Source organism: Cupriavidus taiwanensis (assembly GCF_900249755.1).
GTDB classification, from domain to species: domain Bacteria; phylum Pseudomonadota; class Gammaproteobacteria; order Burkholderiales; family Burkholderiaceae; genus Cupriavidus; species Cupriavidus taiwanensis_D.
In genome coordinates this window covers 1,519,824-1,535,123 of the sequence record NZ_LT976853.1, presented here as the reverse complement: position 1 = coordinate 1,535,123, position 15,300 = coordinate 1,519,824, and the positions used below count along the sequence as shown (strand labels likewise).

Annotated in this window: 11 protein-coding genes, 1 tRNA gene and 1 pseudogene; 3 read left to right on the top strand and 10 right to left on the bottom strand. The window is 61.4% G+C overall.

Going from position 1 to position 15,300, the window contains the following annotated elements; genetic code table 11:
• Positions 1-3: 3 nt before the first annotated feature.
• Positions 4-582: pseudogene (locus CBM2594_RS26985) on the bottom strand (restriction endonuclease); the annotation flags it as partial.
• Between the two features lie 433 nt (positions 583-1,015).
• Here CBM2594_RS26985 and CBM2594_RS07050 point away from each other — a divergent pair.
• Complete coding sequence (locus CBM2594_RS07050) at positions 1,016-2,167, top strand: RNA-binding domain-containing protein (protein WP_116356208.1); 1,152 nt, start codon at positions 1,016-1,018, stop codon at positions 2,165-2,167.
• 62 nt (positions 2,168-2,229) lie between these two features.
• A complete protein-coding gene (locus tag CBM2594_RS07045) occupies positions 2,230-2,676 on the top strand; it encodes a hypothetical protein (RefSeq protein ID WP_147310415.1) in 447 nt (148 codons plus the stop codon).
• A gap of 62 nt (positions 2,677-2,738) precedes the next feature.
• Here the strand turns inward: CBM2594_RS07045 and CBM2594_RS07040 are convergent, their stop codons facing one another.
• From CBM2594_RS07040 to CBM2594_RS07025, 4 genes are all read right to left on the bottom strand, one after another.
• Positions 2,739-4,442: a hypothetical protein gene (locus tag CBM2594_RS07040; protein WP_147310414.1), complete on the bottom strand. Its 1,704-nt coding sequence runs from the start codon at positions 4,440-4,442 to the stop codon at positions 2,739-2,741.
• A gap of 141 nt (positions 4,443-4,583) precedes the next feature.
• On the bottom strand, positions 4,584-5,285 hold the full coding sequence (locus CBM2594_RS07035) for a hypothetical protein (protein WP_116356205.1): 702 nt from the start codon (positions 5,283-5,285) through the stop codon (positions 4,584-4,586).
• 88 nt (positions 5,286-5,373) lie between these two features.
• A complete protein-coding gene (locus CBM2594_RS07030; RefSeq protein WP_116356204.1) occupies positions 5,374-5,838 on the bottom strand; it encodes a hypothetical protein in 465 nt (154 codons plus the stop codon).
• Between the two features lie 561 nt (positions 5,839-6,399).
• Entirely contained in the window at positions 6,400-7,029 is a 630-nt protein-coding gene (locus CBM2594_RS07025; RefSeq protein ID WP_116356203.1) for a recombinase family protein, read from the bottom strand.
• A gap of 557 nt (positions 7,030-7,586) precedes the next feature.
• On the opposite strand from CBM2594_RS07025, the gene CBM2594_RS07020 reads away from it, so the two are divergent.
• A complete protein-coding gene (locus tag CBM2594_RS07020) occupies positions 7,587-9,806 on the top strand; it encodes an AAA family ATPase (RefSeq protein WP_116356202.1) in 2,220 nt (739 codons plus the stop codon).
• A gap of 76 nt (positions 9,807-9,882) precedes the next feature.
• Here the strand turns inward: CBM2594_RS07020 and CBM2594_RS07015 are convergent, their stop codons facing one another.
• The 5 genes from CBM2594_RS07015 to CBM2594_RS06995 form a co-directional block, all read right to left on the bottom strand.
• Positions 9,883-11,088, bottom strand: a complete 1,206-nt coding sequence (locus CBM2594_RS07015) for a DUF6538 domain-containing protein (protein WP_147310413.1) — start codon at positions 11,086-11,088, stop codon at positions 9,883-9,885.
• A gap of 110 nt (positions 11,089-11,198) precedes the next feature.
• Positions 11,199-11,292: transfer RNA gene (locus CBM2594_RS07010), tRNA-Ser, on the bottom strand.
• 129 nt (positions 11,293-11,421) lie between these two features.
• Entirely contained in the window at positions 11,422-12,675 is a 1,254-nt protein-coding gene (locus tag CBM2594_RS07005; protein WP_092313717.1) for an aspartate kinase, read from the bottom strand.
• A 144-nt stretch (positions 12,676-12,819) separates the two neighbouring features.
• Positions 12,820-14,265: a tRNA lysidine(34) synthetase TilS gene (tilS, locus tag CBM2594_RS07000; protein ID WP_373457569.1), complete on the bottom strand. Its 1,446-nt coding sequence runs from the start codon at positions 14,263-14,265 to the stop codon at positions 12,820-12,822.
• The gene (locus tag CBM2594_RS06995; protein ID WP_025582220.1) at positions 14,231-15,202 is read right to left on the bottom strand and encodes an acetyl-CoA carboxylase carboxyltransferase subunit alpha; all 972 of its coding nucleotides are present in this window, start codon (positions 15,200-15,202) and stop codon (positions 14,231-14,233) included. The genes tilS and CBM2594_RS06995 overlap by 35 nt, the downstream gene beginning before the upstream one ends.
• Positions 15,203-15,300 lie beyond the last annotated feature (98 nt).

Sequence of the window (15,300 nt, the reverse complement as noted above, 5' to 3'; positions counted from 1 at the left end):
TATGGCCGCACCGTCAAGCAACTGAATGCCGGCCCGCTCCGCCGACTCCTGCACTGGCCGCCCGACATAGCCAGACAGTGACCAGAAGACGCCCCGCCGCACTTTGCGTTCGTGCATGACACCGCCGAGTGCCCGTACCTACTCCACCTTCACCGGCTTGTGCCACGCTTTGCACTGGACGACTGCCACGGGGACATCCAGGCCGGCCTTATACAGAGTGGCGTCGATCCCGCCATCCGGCCCGTGTGGGACAGTCTTGACAGTGAATCCCATCGCTTCGTAGTACGAAACGCAAAGCAGCTCGAATCGCTTCCACTCTAAGAGCTTGAGCGCCTCAAGACTCCAGCTATTGATTTCCGGCTTCTCGGATGTCGCCGCTGTCCGTACCGGCGTGCTGACTTCCTTTGATTCAGCATGCGCACCGGCTTGTCCGCTAGCATCTGGGAAGGCTGACCGAGGCGGTGACGGTGGCCGGCTAGAGCGGGATCGTTGTGCCCTGAGCGAGGGTTCCTGCTGCGTGCTACTCCCTCCCCGCTGCCGCCGCTCACGGATGTATGACAGCAAGCCTAGGAATCCGAACATCGCTGTTGGAACCCAGGCCAACGACTGGATCATCATCGCAATGCCGGTGAGGAACGAATTCGACGCGAACGCAGCGGGCACGACCCCACCGAACACAATGTAGGCTCCCACCGCCAGGGCAACGGAGACCCACCACGGGGCATCCAGCAATACGTCGCTTAGCGACGGCTCATTTCTCTTTCGACCCATTGTCCCAACCTATTCTTGCTCTGCTGACGGCGCGATAGTGCAGCAGGCGCTGAGGGAGCCGCGCCTACAGCAAATCTACGCGAGAAAGCTGCGACTCGCGTTGCGCCGCACCAACACCCCGCCGAAGAAGGGCGACATAGAATTGCTCTCCAAAAGCCCCACGCCCCGCAACGGGCATGGAACACATCCTCTCCCCGCTACAATCTAGTTACGTCCCTCTCAAGAGGAATGTCCGGGAAACAACATGTCCTTGAAGCTCGATGAGTCCACGCTAAATGAATGGGTAGCCAACGAGGTAGAAGAATCAGAGACTTTGGAGTTCAAGAGCGCCTTGCCGGGGCGCGATGATAGGGGAAAGCACGAGTTCCTAAAGGATGTTGCCGCGATGGCGAACGTCAACGGGGGCACCATCGTCTATGGAATCTCCGATGAAGACGGTACAGCGGGTGCCCTTGTGCCGATAACATCTGCCTCAGCAGATGCGGAAATACTGAGGTTGGGCCAATCCTTGGACGCCAGCATTGAGCCTCGGCTCTCTGGCGTCAAGTTTTCCGCCGTACCGATCACCGCTGGAGGCTTTGTCTTGGCCGTGTGTGTCGAGCGGAGTTTTTCCGGCCCTCATCGCGTTACCTTGAACGGCAAGAGCGCTTTCTATTTGAGGGCGCAGCGCCATGTGACCGAATTCTCCTACCCTCAACTCCGTGAGGCATTCAACCTTAGAACACTCGCCGAGGATAGGGTACGAGCATTCCGGGCGGACCGATTGGCACGCATTAAATCTGGACGAACTCCGCGCCGATTGAAGGCTGGCGCGCAGTACGCCATTCACATTCTTCCCCTCGTATCTTTCGCGCAGTCAACTAAGGTGGAACTCTCCCGACTTTCCACGGAGAACAGACACCTTCTCTATGGTCGCTTGTCGTCTCTGTCCTGCTACCACAACCTCGACGGGCTTGTTTGGGCCTCTCACCTCGACGCCGAGCACGATCACAAGTACGTTCAAGCATTCCGAAATGGCGCAATCGAGTCTGTCGGGTTCGCAGGCGCCCTAATCGACAACCGGAAAATCCTCCCTTCTACGCTTTTGGCCGAGGAGTTCCGAGCAGCACTGGCGGCACAGTTGCCGGTCCTCTTGTCATTGGGCGTTTCCGGCCCAATCGCCGTCGCTGTGACCTGGCTATCTGTGGGCGACTATGAATTCCCCACCACCAACTACCATTCAACCCGCGCCGACAGGGACGATCTGGAAGTTCCGGAGGTTTGGGCGGACTCAATAGATGCGGTCACCGCTGACATCGACACCGTGGCGCGCCCGCTGCTAGATACACTCTGGCAATGCTTCGACGTGTATCGCTGCCCACTCTATGATGAGCAAGGTAACTGGATAGCAAGGTAACTAGAAAGCCGGCTACACACAGGACGCTGCTGGCAGAAGACCACCCACAACACGAAAATGAAATGAGAGTCATTGCCTTAATCCCCGCTCTGATGCTTGCGGCATGCGCCTACGTGCCAGCCGACTACAAAGCCGGCCTCGTCAATGGCGACCCAAAGAAGATTGTTGAGCGCGTCCTTTACGAACAGCCTGAAAGCAAACGCCCAGACTACGTGCGAGTCACGGATGCCTACGTCGAATTCGGTGAGGGTGTCAGCGGCTCGTCCTTCGACACGGGCGTTGGGACCGTCTCTAGCTACCGCAAGGACGTCACGCGGGTGTACTACAGGTCAATGGCCGAGGCGAAGCTGCTGAACCGCGTGTCGATGAAGGGGCATTGGTACGTGGTCGAGCCGAGGTCGGCTCAAGGCCGGACACTGGCACAAGTGTACGTGGACGAGCGGCAGGACGCCGAGAAGCTGGTGGACGCGCTGATGGCGCTGAAGGCTCTTGCGCCTGCTACCGAGTGAGCGGAGCCGGCCCGGTTACCGGCCCGGAGACTTGCCGGCCTTCGTGTTTGTCAGCGCGGCAATCAGCAGCGTTCATAGCGGTAGGCCCTTCCTCCTGGCTGATGCCACCCAACCCCCAACGACAGAGCGGCGGCAATGCCCCGCGAAATGTCCGAACTCGTCAGCGGACTGGCAAGTTGCGGCGTCACGCTCGCCCTATCTTCCGCTTCGCAGGCCTTAAGGTGCGCGTTAAGCTCCCGCTTCTGCACACTCACTGTGCTCGCCGGCAACCCCGCGAAGAACTCCTGAACACGGGCCGACACCCAAGCTGGTTTGGACTGTCGTGGCGGCACCGTCAGCCTTCGCAGCGGCTTGCCATCCGCGCCGTTGATCTGGCCCAGCAAGGTTGACCCCGCGAATGTCCGATGCAGGTACTCGGCATCGTCCTTGCCCAACACGACCACGAAGTTCGCCTCGTCCGAGGTCATGTCACGCAGTGAACAGCGACCTACGGCTTGGTAGATGGTAGGCATTCGCTGCGCCCGCATTGCGTCATCGCTTCCGAGTCCGGGGATCAGGTCGCGCAGCCATCGCAACTGTGGCGTGCTCAAGTTCGTCACGGCCAGTGCCGCAATGTCGTGCGAGTCTTGAAAGGAGTTCAGACCGTGCGCAACAGCCGGAATCAATCGCCAAGGTGCGCCCTCGGGCGAATGCTTGTCGGTGTACCTGCCGTTCATCTGAAGCAACCAAGGCTCGTCTCTGGTGCCGCGACCAACTTGAATGTCCTCGAAGAACTTCTCGACTGCGCGGACACACCAGTCGATAACCCGATAGCCCGGCGCCGCACTGTCCTCGCCGGTTTCGAAATGCTTCTCCAAGTTCGTCCGCGTTGCCCGATCCTCCGGGTGAAGGAGGTAGCCAAAGTACAGGTTGCGGGCCTGCGTGACGTGAGTGTTCCGGTCGGGGTTCAGCTTAGAGACGATCCCCTCGTGCCGCTGGAAGTCCACGCAGTACACTCGCGTCCACAGGATGGCGAGCATGGTGTCCTCGAACAACGCCGCAAGGAAGATCACCTCGTCAAAGTCGCGGAACTCGTCAGGCGGCGTAACGGCTGCCAAGCCGATTTCCCTCGACAGCGAACTAGCGTTGTCTTTCAGGGCTTGAATGTCACTCGGTGCCACCACAGAAACGCGACTGGAGGGCCGGCGCACCAGCGCCGCAACGGCTTTCAATCCGAGCAAGTAGTCGCCGGCACTGCCTGCTGCAATCCGTTCGACTTGCTCTAGCATGCCGGCCCGCACCGTAAGTGTTCCGGTGCTCTCGTCAATGTCGAACACGGAGGCCAGATAGTCCGCCTCGACGCGCCGCCGCTCAGGATTGTCGCCGGGTGTGTACTTGCTAAACTCCACCGGCTCGAATGCCTCGTCCATCACCAATGCCCAATTGCACTTGGATTTGATGTTGGGCACCAGCTCCAGGCACGTCGCCGTGGTGACTAGCACGATTACGCCCTGCCGCCCGGTGCGGGTATTGACGGCGGACAGTGCAGCTGCACGAACGCCTCCCTCGCCGGAGGACGTGTTTCCCGTGTGGACTTCCACGACACTGCGAGTGCTGCCCGCCTGAGCAAGCGCGGCTCGCAAGTCACCAGCCGTCTGCTTGAGAAGCTGGATGGTTCGGGACGCGATAAGGTAGTTTCGTTGGCTGTCGTCCTGAACAATGCTGGCGATCATGGCCCGCGTTTTACCGGAACCAACCGCCGCATCCACGAAGAACATGGGCTTCATGTGGCTCATAATAAAAGTGCTTTTTCCAATACTTTTGCAAGTCTCCTATAAGGACTATAAGGACAACTGCAAAACTCTAACGAGCGGTATTTTATCTGCCGTATGGTAGGGGCGCGCCCGTGAACTGGCGCGTTCGCCTATTCATACAGACCACCCGGCATCCGCCATGACGGCTACTAGGTCAGGCTCGCCCTGGGCAAAGCGGAAGAACGCATCCCCCTGCTCGCGGGCCAACTTGGCAAGGTCGTCCGTGCGCCAGCCACAGTCATCCCGCACTTCAAGCCGCCCCGTCGGGTAAATCCGGGCTGTGTACTTGCCGTGCTGCACCTCGCGGAACTCGCCGGCACGCTCCGCCCGTTCGGCATCCTTTTGGCCGAGCCAGTAGTCCCGGCTACGATGTTGTGGCAGGCCCGCCGCCGCCCTGTCCTGCATCATCGCCAACCTGTCCAGCTGGCCATCCGCCGTCCATTTGGCAGGGCTTCGCCTCTCAGCGCAGGCCGCGCAGCTTCCGTCCCGCACGAGGCGGGTTTGGCTGCCGCATTGCTGCTCTCCCCACACCGGGTGGGCGAATACCTTGGCGCATCGACACTCGACCGTGTATCGTCGCTGACCGCGCTCCCAAGCCGCGAATCGCTCGGCGTCCTTGCACTTGGCTGCGATGTACCGCATCACGGCGGCGTCGTTATGGACAGCCTCCCAAAGAACCCTCGTGAGGCGTGCAGCCCCTATGTGCTGCCCGAACTTCTGGTAATGCCGCAGATGCGGCGGCAGTCCAAGGCTGCCCGCTGGCCGTCCGCGGCGCGGGGCTGCGTGCGCGTCCTTCGTGCCCTTCTTCTCGTTCATTTCTGCTCCATCGGCAGATACTCCGCCAGTGCTGGGGTACATGGGGTCGCCGCCCCGCCCGCACAATGCCTCATCTCGACCCGCCCCCTCACGCAATCACGAAGTGCGATGCGTGGTGCCGCCCTGCCGTGTCGCCGCTGTCGTCCGTAATGACCAGCGCGCTGCCAACTACCGCATGGACACGGTACGCCTTCCCAAGCGTGAGCCATTCGTCGGCGTCCTCCGCGTCAATGCACAGCACCATGTCCCCAGCGGCAGCAGTACGCTGCGCCGCGCCGAACTCTCCCAACGGGTAACGCTCCTCTGCCTCGGCATCGAATCCGGCCAGCATTGACGGAAGCAACCCCTGCCCCTCCGGACTCATACTGCTGAGGAAATCCCTCGCGCACTGATTGCGCCAATCCGCCAGGACGGCACCGGCAGGCATGGCCTTGCGTGCTGCGAGCCAGTGCTCGGCGCCGAACTGGCCGAGGCCATAGGCAGCGTCGTGCTCGTCCTGGCTGTAAGCGTTGGCGGGGATTTGCTGGGCGGTATGGGGAACTGCGCGGCGCATGGTGCGGCCTCCTATTGAATGAGTGGAGGTCCGCCGTGCATCGGCCAAGATACGGGCGGCGGACCGAAGGCGGGGTTGGCCGACCGGTCAATAGGAAACCGGCACACCCGAAGGTGTCCCCGCCCCGGCCCGCCATTGAAAGGGCGTGCGGAGGCAACGCACAAATGATAATGCCGCGCATGGCGGCAGTGCGCCTATTGATCCCGAGCGGCCAAGCCCGTTCGCGTTTGTCTACGCGAGGTCCGCATCCTAGGCGCCCCTCATCACCCCCATCAAGGGCAATCGATGTACCCACGGCGGGCACACTGCAAGGCAGGTGACACCGAGATTTCCTGTCGGACCGACGTTGTATGTATTCAGGGAAAATGAAGGAAATGGCTCAACCACGCGGGTTTCCGGGTAGGTGAAGTGAGGGACAATCTCAGGTGGGCCGCCCGTGCGCATCCACCATTGTGTTCACTGCCGCACTTTTTTGTAACAGGACGTGGAGTCGCGGGTTTACAACAATCTGTACGGGAGGGGCGCAGCCGTGCGCGCACCCGCTCCCGATTACATGCGCCGTCAGTCCGGGCGCGATCCCTGCGCTTCCGCACAGTACCGTTTGACCGTGGCCGCGCCTATCCCGAAGTGCTCCGCCGTGGCGGCGATGCTCGCGCCGTGCTCGGCACGCCATGAGGCAACCGTGGCGGCGTCGGCGGCCCGTGCCCTGCCCTTGTACTTGTCCGGGCTGGTACGCTTGGCCTCCTCGATCCCCCGGCGCTGCATCTCTCGCCGGTTCAGGTAATCCGCCTCGCCCTGGGCAGCCATGAATGCCAGCACCGCGTCCCGCGTGGCCTTGGCAATTGCGTCCGTGGCGCCGCCGTCGAACACCATCCCGTTCAGCGTACATTCCACCCGCACCCCCTTGTCCATGAGGCGGCGCATCGTGGCGTGCAACTCGTCATACCGACGCGAGATACGGTCCAGCCAGCGCACCACCAGTACCCCGCCCTTGCGCAAGTCCCGCTCAACGTGCTGCCACTGCGGCCTGTCAGCCGGCGCTATGTGATAGCCCGACACCCCCTCGTCTATGAACACGTCGTCTGAGGCTACACCATGCGCTGCTGCGTCGGCGTACTGGCTTGCGCTGCTCTGGCCGTCGATGGTGGAGACGCGCCCGTAGTACAGGCGACGTGAGTTGCTGTGGCTCATGCTGGCTCCTTGGCTCAATGGGTTGCTGGCTCAATAGTACGAACTAGCTCAAATACGGTCAACCCTATTAATCCATGCCGCAAGCCGCGTCTGTCTAGCTCGTTGCGGTACACCGTATTGAGCCAGAACAGACCACTACCCGCTCCAGCCGCTCTGGCGTGTTGGTGGGCGTATCGCCGGGCCAGCCACTACGGCTAGGCGCGCTACGCGTTTCATGTGGGGCGCGGGGGGGTGCTACGCGTTTCATGCGCGTGCTCGCGTCGATTTGCGGGCACGTTCGGGAGGGTGCATACGGGGGGAATCGACCTCGCGTGCACGGCGTGACTGCCCGCAAATAGGCAATGCAAATTTTGGTTGGCGCCTCCACAGGGTATTGCTCGCATGCACTAAAGGCGCTTTTGATACTGGCGCAGATCGGAAAATCGGTTTATAAATAGCTGTACTTGTCTGCTTATAAATGAAGAGATTTCAACGGTCCTCGTAGACCCAGGGGCTTTCTTGCCCAAGGTGCACGGAGGCGGGCCGACCACTACAACTTGGGTCAAGGTAAGGATTGTATGATCAAAACCATCTCTATTCAGGGCGTCAAGAGCTTTCCGAAGGATGAACCGCATACGATCACGATTGATAACAAGCGCGTGGCATTGTTCTATGGGATTAATGGTGCCGGAAAATCCACCATTGGGGAAGTTATTCATCGCAATGGAAACAACCGAGAACCATACGCTGACTGCGCACTAGAGGTAACAGGTCAAGGGCCCTACTGCTATTTGGTATACAACGACGAGTTTGTGGATCGGAACTTCCGTGGCAAGGCGGAGTTTCCCGGAATCTTTACCATTGGCGAAAAAGATGCCAGTGCCCTACAGGAGGAAGAGGAAAAACAAAAAGAATACGACGAACTTGCTCGCCTTCGTGAAACTCTGAAAGAGCAAAGGGCGCGCCGTACGGATGATGGTAAAAGGGCGCTACAAACCGCCAGCAACGCAACCTGGGGCATCTACCAAAATTATAGTGATGGCCCTCTCAAGGCTTGCACAACAGGCTATGGGAACTCAAAGCAAAAACTGTTCGACCAGTTGGCTGGGGTGAAACTGACTGAAGGCGAAGTGCCGGCCACTATCGAAGACATGTCGGCGCGCTTGAAGGACTTAGAAGGCAATCAACCGGAGGCGAAAGAAAAACGATCGATAGATTTCTCCCAACTTGCGAGCGTAGAAGGCGACTTGCTGTGGGGCACTGCGGTTGTTGGATCATCCGAAAGTTCTCTGTCAGCATTGATCCACGAATTGGGGAACATCGACTGGATCGGTCAGGGCCGCAAGTACCTCTCCAAAGACGTGTGTCCGTTCTGCCAGCAGGGGCTACCCCACAACTTTACGGATGAACTCTCCGTGTTGATCGATGGCGTATACCGAAAGCAGGTGGAGAGCATCGGTGATTTGGTACGGGATTATTCCGCTGCGATTGAAGCGGTCCAGACTGCCGTAGAAACCATCTTACGTGAGGAGTCATTCGCACTGGAGCACCAGATGTTTCAGCAGCGGTGGGCAGAACTCAAACTGCAGCTACTCACCAATCTTGCCACGATGCGAACCAAGCAGGAACGTCCGGGCGAGGTCGTAGCTATCAAGTTGTCAAGCGACGCCGTGAAGTTGCTTTCTCAGGCGCTTACCGATGTCAATGCTCGCATCCAAACATACAATGATCGCATTAGAAATCGCGCCACTGAAAGAAAGAAGGTCCATACCGACTTCTGGAAACGCATGCGACACGACTACGCGCCGGCGATTGACACCTACTCGTCTATCCAGGCGGCCATTAATACCGATGTTGGGGAGATTGACCGCCAGTCGGAGGAGCACAGGCTCCGCATGGTTGCCCTTCAGGATCGCCTGGCTGAGTTGAGAAAAAAAAATGTGAACACGGACCATGCTGTAGAGGCAATCAACAAGCGATTGCGGAGCTTGGGCGTATTGGCATTCCAGATCAAGAAGAAAGAAGGGGCCGGCAACCTCTATTGTCTAGAACGCCCTGGCGAAGGGGTGGACGAATACCGGTCGCTAAGCGAAGGAGAGAAGACATTAATCTCATTTTTTTACTTCTTGGCCCACGTCAATGGGGCGTTAGACGTGGAGAATCCAGTTGTTCACGACAGGAAAATCGTTGTTGTTGACGACCCCATCTCCAGCCTCTCACACAACTATGTCTACGACATAGCTTCGATTGTCGTCAACGAGATCATCGGTGGGACAGTAGGTAGTAAATCGCTGAAGCAAGTATTCATCCTTACACACAGCCTATTTTTCTATCACGAATTATTAAAGCTCCTCGGTACTGCCAAAAACTGTCAGTTTTTCCGCGTACTCAAGAATGGTACTACCGCAGTCCTTCCGATGGACAAGGGGGCTATCAAAAACGAATACAGCGCATTCTGGCAGGTGCTCAAAGACGTCAGAGACGGGCATGGCAACGAAGTGTCTGTGCCCAATGCGATGCGTTGTATTTTCGAGTATTTCTTTGCATTCACGCAGCAGGAAGAAAAGTTCAAAGATGCGCTTAAGTCCCTAGAAGCGGAAGACTATACATTCACGCCCCTAGCGAGGTATTTGGATCGCAAGTCTCACGCCGATCCGATCAACCTGTTTGATCACGGTGGTTATGATGGGGCCTATTACTTGGCGAAGTTCAAGACGGTATTTGAGCGGACTCAATACACCGATCACTATGCCACCATGATGGGGGAGGAACCTCCAGAGGCGCAGGCGCCCGCATAGGCGGGGATTTGCCACCGTAACGACGCCATACTCGTTCGGCTTAAGGTTGAACACCCTGCCCGCTGCAGTCAGCACATCAGCTTTTCTCCCCCATCGGGTCTACACTCGATAGCCTATTAACTGCGTCGGACAGCAAGCGTGCCGCCAACCCATCGCCGGCCCCATACGCACCAGCGGTCCCGCCCTCGCTATGCCCCATCAAGGCCATGCGCACATCGGCGGCGACTGCCGCAGCACGGCACTTGTCCGCAAACAAATGCCGCCATGAGTGGAACGCAACATCTTTATCCTTGATCTTGCAGACGTTGCGCAACAGCTTCCCGTATCGCTTGCTGAAAGCTGCCGATACGTTGCCATACTTATCGGCCTTCACTGGCAGCAGCGGCCCTTCTGGTAGCGCCTGCGCCCATGACCAGAAGTGCGATAGCTCCTGATGCAGCGGTACCCATCGGCGACTGCCTGCGTTCTTCAGGGTCATAGGAATGCCGGGTGCGTGCTCGCCTTCGTCCGTGATTCGGATGCCCTGCACGCCGTCGCGCTCTATCAGGTCGCATCGGCGAAGCTGGTGGAGTTCATTTAGTCTCGCCCCTGTCCACTTCGCTAACCTGGGCAGCCAGTACATCGCGGGGTCGCTTTCGCGCATTCCCGCCGTAGCATCCAGCACGGTTTGCGCCTGCCCCGTCGTGTAAGGCTTACGCAGTTCAACGGCACGCTTCGGCGGCGGTAGCTCTGCACCCTCGGCAGGATTGCTCTCGATCATGCCCCGCCCCTTGGCAATGCCCAGCAGTAGCCGAATGAAGCCCAGCTTCTTGTTCGTGGTGGCAATGCTGTTGCCGGCCTCTATCCAGCCGTCACGCAAGGCGACAATGCTCTGCCGAGTAATGGCGTGGATGTCAGGGTCGTTGGCCTCTCGCACAGCGCGAGTCACAGCGTCCACGGTTTTTGCCGTGGGTTGCCTGTCTCGTCGCCAGACCGGAATGAGGGTAGATAGTTTCGCGCCACTGCGGTTCGTGGGGGCCGATCCGAATGTGGAGCTTTCCGCGCTCGCTGATGCGGCGGGCTGCGGCAAGGGTACTGCCGGATGCTCGAAGGTTGGTATGCCCCGCTTCAGGCAAAACTCATCATCAAGGTGTACAGCAGCGCGCAATGCGAGGCGTGCCGCAGTAGCTCGTTCTTTAGTACGGAGGCTGTAGATGATCTCCCGCTTGCCGTAGGCGGCAACGAGGTCAACAGGGATTTTTTTACGGAAGTAGTAGACGCCGTTTCGGCGGGTGATGTGCATCGCTGTTTCTCCCTCGGTGTAAGTGACACGCGGAAGGTGCAGCGGTGTAAGGTGTCTCTTTGGCGGAATCCCAAGCCCCCGCAAGGGCTTGGGTCCACACTCGCCATGACTGGCGGAGACGGAGGGATTCGAACCCTCGATCCAGGTTTTGGCCCGGATGCTCCCTTAGCAGGGGAGTGCCTTCGACCTCTCGGCCACGTCTCCCAAACTTGCGTTGTGTGAGGGAGCCACACAACGAAGCGCGTATTCTAGCGATGCCGCGGAAGTTGGTCAATGAAAAATCTATGACTCAACACAAAATTTGCGGCGTCGCCAGAAAAGCTTACGAACGGATCACGCCTGTTCCAGTTCGAAGGCCTTGTGCAGCGCGCGCACGGCCAGTTCCATGTACTTCTCGTCGATCAGCACCGAGATCTTGATCTCCGAGGTGGAGATCATCTGGATGTTGATGCCCTCTTCCGACAGCGTGCGGAACATCTTGCTGGCGATGCCCACGTGCGAGCGCATGCCCACGCCCACCACCGACACCTTCGACACCTTCGGGTCGCCCGACACGCTGCCGGCGCCGATATGCGCCTTCACGCCATCGTTCAGGATGGCCAGCGCGCGCTGGTACTCGCCGCGCGGCACGGTGAAGGTGAAGTCGGTCTTGCCGTCGACGGACTGGTTCTGGATGATCATGTCGACGTCGATATTGGCGTCGGCGACCGGGCCCAGGATCTGGTAGGCGATGCCGGGCTTGTCCGGCACGCCCAGGACGGTGATCTTGGCTTCGTCGCGGGCAAAGGCGATGCCTGAGATGACAGCGGCTTCCATGGTGGAGTCTTCTTCCTCAAAAGTGATCAGCGTGCCCGAGTGCATTTCCTGCTCGAGCGGCATAAGCGGGTCGGTCAGCGACGACAGCACGCGGGTCTTGACGCGGTACTTGCCGGCGAACTCCACCGAGCGGATCTGCAGCACCTTGGAACCGAGGCTGGCCATTTCCAGCATTTCCTCGAAGGTGATCTGGTCCAGGCGGCGGGCGTCCTCGACCACGCGCGGGTCGGTGGTGTAGACGCCGTCGACGTCGGTGTAGATCAGGCACTCGTCGGCCTCGATCGCGGCGGCGATGGCCACGGCCGAGGTGTCCGAGCCGCCGCGGCCCAGCGTGGTGATGTTGCCGTCGTCGTCGATGCCCTGGAAGCCGGTGATCACGACCACGCGGCCGGCGTCGAGGTCGGCCAGGATGCGCTCGTCGTCGATCGACTCGATGCGCGCCTTGGTGTAGGACGAATCGGTCTTCACCGGGACCTGCCAGCCGGTGTAGCTGACGGCGTCGATGTCCTCGCCGTGCAGCGCGATCGCCAGCAGCGCCACGCTGGCCTGTTCGCCGGTGGAGGCGAGCATGTCCAGTTCACGCGGATTGGGCTGGGGCGAAATTTCCTTGGCGAGTCCCAGCAGGCGATTGGTCTCGCCCGACATGGCCGAAGGCACCACGACTACGCGGTGACCGGCGCGGTGCCACTTGGCCACGCGCTTGGCGACATTCTTGATGCGTTCCGTGGAACCCATCGAAGTGCCGCCGTATTTGTGAACGATGAGAGCCATCTTCTTGTCGACGCCAGCGATTGTGCAAAGCCTTTGAAAATACACGAACCGGCCCGGTCAGGCAAGGCACATGGGGCCCGAGGATGGCAGATCGGATGTGATGCCGGCGGCTATCGCACGGCCTTGGACCGTGCTTCGGCAAGGTCAGCGCGGCGGCAGCGCCGGCGCCTGCGGGTGCCATGCCACGCGCCATCGCGGCGCCGGCGCGGCGTCGGGCCAGCGGCGATGCATGCCCAGGCCGGCGGCCAGCACCAGCGTATCGCCCGCCCACAGCAGCGGCAGCCAGGCCCGGCGCCAGGCCGGGATGCCGGCTTCCTGGCAGGCCTGCTTGAGCGCCCGGGCGGGGCCGCCGGGGCGCAGCACGATGCGCTCGCCGCCGCGGCGCGCGGCCAGCCGCAACGGCTGCCGCAGCACGGCTTCGGGCACGCCGAAAGTGTCGTCGCGGAAGAAATGGAGTTCGCCGCGCCACGCGGGCACGACAATGCGGGCTTCGCCGCGCCAGTCGAGCGTCACGGGTTCCGGCGCCGCCGCCGGCGGCGGCACGCAGGCCAGTACGCGGTCGCGGAAGCGGCGCAGCACCAGGCCCTCGTGCGCAATGGCGGGCTCGCCGCCGGCGTGCGCGACCAGTTGCTCGCGCATCGCCGCCAGCCGCGCGGTGGACGGGGCGCGCACGCCGAGGTCGCGCAGCCACAGGCGCAGCACCGCATCGGCCTGCGCCGCGGGCAACGCGCGCAGGCCGGGCAGGTCGAGCTCGGACAGCGTGTCGGCGTCGCGGCCGGCGCGCGCCACGCTGGCCAGCGCGGTGGCGGCCAGCTGGTCGATCAGCGCGCCGGCCTGGGCAAAATGCGCGGCTGCCTGCACCACATTCACCGCCAGCGCCGGAAACGCCGCCTGCAGTGCCGGCAGTTGCGCGCGCAACGCGTTGCGCGCATAGCGGCCGTCGGCGTTGGAGGGGTCATCGACCCACTGCAGCGCGTTGGCCGCGCAGTAGGCCTCGATCTCGGCGCGCGGCACGTCCAGCCACGGGCGCAGCAGCATCACGCCGCTGCCGTGATCCAGCGGGCGCAGCGCCGGCATGCCCGCCATGCCGGCGACGCCGGCGCCGCGGAACAGCCGCAGCAGCACGGTCTCGACCTGGTCGTCCTGGTGGTGGGCAAACAGCAGCAGGCGCGCGCCGCTGTCGGCGCACATCGCCGCCAGCGCGGCATAGCGCGCGCGCCGGGCGGCGGCTTCAACGCCCTCGCCCGCCGCCGGCTGCACCGACACGCGCCGCACGAAATAACCCACCTGCCACTGCGCGCACAGCGCGGCGCAGAAGCGGTCCCAGCCATCGGCCTCGGCTTGCAGGCCGTGGTGGACGTGCAGCGCCACCACGCGCGCGCCTTCGCCCGCACGTGCAAGCGCCGCGCGCACCGCGTGCAGCAGCGCGACCGAGTCGCGCCCGCCCGACAACGCCACCGCGACCGTCGGCGCCGCCGTGGCGCCGCCAGAAACAACAAAGGCCGCACCGGCCTGCAGGGCCTGTGCGACCTTGTCGGTCAGCCGGGCGGACGGGTCAGTCCTGGGCGCCGGTTTCCTTGAACTTGCCATAGGCCAGCAGGCGCTCGTAGCGGCGCGCCTGCAACTCCTTCACGCTCATGCCCTGGAACTGGCGCAGCGATTCGGCCAGCGAGCGCTTGAGCAGCGCCGCCATGCCCTTGTAGTCGCGGTGCGCGCCGCCCAGCGGCTCGCTCACGATCTTGTCGATCAGGCCCAGCGCCTTCAGCCGGTGCGCGGTCAGGCCCAGCGCCTCGGCGGCTTCGGGCGCCTTCTCGGCGGTCTTCCACAGGATCGAGGCGCAGCCTTCCGGCGAGATCACCGCGTAGGTGGCGAACTGCAGCATCTGCACCACGTCGCCCACGGCAATCGCCAGCGCGCCGCCTGAACCGCCTTCACCGATGATGGTGGCGATCAGCGGCACCTTCAGGCCGGCCATCACGTACAGGTTGTGGCCGATGGCCTCGGACTGGCCGCGCTCTTCGGCATCGATGCCGGGGAATGCGCCCGGGGTATCGACGAAGGTGAAGATCGGCAGCCCGAACTTGTCGGCCAGCTCCATCAGGCGCTTGGCCTTGCGGTAGCCCTCGGGCTTGGGCATGCCGAAATTGCGCATGGCGCGCTCTTTCGTGTCGCGGCCCTTCTGGTGCCCGATCACCATGCACGACTGGCCGTTGAAGCGCGCCAGGCCGCCGATGATCGAAAGATCGTCGGCAAAGGTGCGGTCGCCGTGCAGTTCGTGGAAATCGGTAAAGATCTCGCGCACGTAGTCCAGCGTATAGGGGCGCTGGGGGTGGCGGGCGATTTGCGCAACCTGCCACGGGGTCAGGTTGGCATAGATGTCCTTGGTCAGTTGCTGGCTCTTGCCGGCCAACCGCGAAATCTCTTCGGAAATATCGACAGCCGAATCGTCCTGCACAAAACGCAGTTCTTCGATCTTTGCCTCGAGTTCGGCAATGGGCTGCTCAAAATCCAGGAAGGTGGTTTTCATAAAATCACACGTACCTGTCTGTGAAGGGGCGCATTCTACCGGAATTTGGCCGCTATCTTAGCGCCTGCCGGATAGCGCGCAATGCACCCGCCGTTAAA

What these genes read in the sequence shown, in the direction of transcription:
- CBM2594_RS07025 (WP_116356203.1), bottom strand. Translation starts at nt 7,029, where the DNA reads ATGAGCCACAGCAACTCACGTCGCCTGTACTACGGGCGCGTCTCCACC.
- tilS (WP_373457569.1), bottom strand. Translation starts at nt 14,265, where the DNA reads ATGGCAAGTTCAAGGAAACCGGCGCCCAGGACTGACCCGTCCGCCCGG.
- CBM2594_RS07030 (WP_116356204.1), bottom strand. Translation starts at nt 5,838, where the DNA reads ATGCGCCGCGCAGTTCCCCATACCGCCCAGCAAATCCCCGCCAACGCT.
- CBM2594_RS07050 (WP_116356208.1), top strand. Translation starts at nt 1,016, where the DNA reads ATGTCCTTGAAGCTCGATGAGTCCACGCTAAATGAATGGGTAGCCAAC.
- CBM2594_RS07035 (WP_116356205.1), bottom strand. Translation starts at nt 5,285, where the DNA reads ATGAACGAGAAGAAGGGCACGAAGGACGCGCACGCAGCCCCGCGCCGC.
- CBM2594_RS07005 (WP_092313717.1), bottom strand. Translation starts at nt 12,675, where the DNA reads ATGGCTCTCATCGTTCACAAATACGGCGGCACTTCGATGGGTTCCACG.
- CBM2594_RS06995 (WP_025582220.1), bottom strand. Translation starts at nt 15,202, where the DNA reads ATGAAAACCACCTTCCTGGATTTTGAGCAGCCCATTGCCGAACTCGAG.
- CBM2594_RS07015 (WP_147310413.1), bottom strand. Translation starts at nt 11,088, where the DNA reads ATGCACATCACCCGCCGAAACGGCGTCTACTACTTCCGTAAAAAAATC.
- CBM2594_RS07045 (WP_147310415.1), top strand. Translation starts at nt 2,230, where the DNA reads ATGAGAGTCATTGCCTTAATCCCCGCTCTGATGCTTGCGGCATGCGCC.
- CBM2594_RS07040 (WP_147310414.1), bottom strand. Translation starts at nt 4,442, where the DNA reads ATGAAGCCCATGTTCTTCGTGGATGCGGCGGTTGGTTCCGGTAAAACG.
- CBM2594_RS07020 (WP_116356202.1), top strand. Translation starts at nt 7,587, where the DNA reads ATGATCAAAACCATCTCTATTCAGGGCGTCAAGAGCTTTCCGAAGGAT.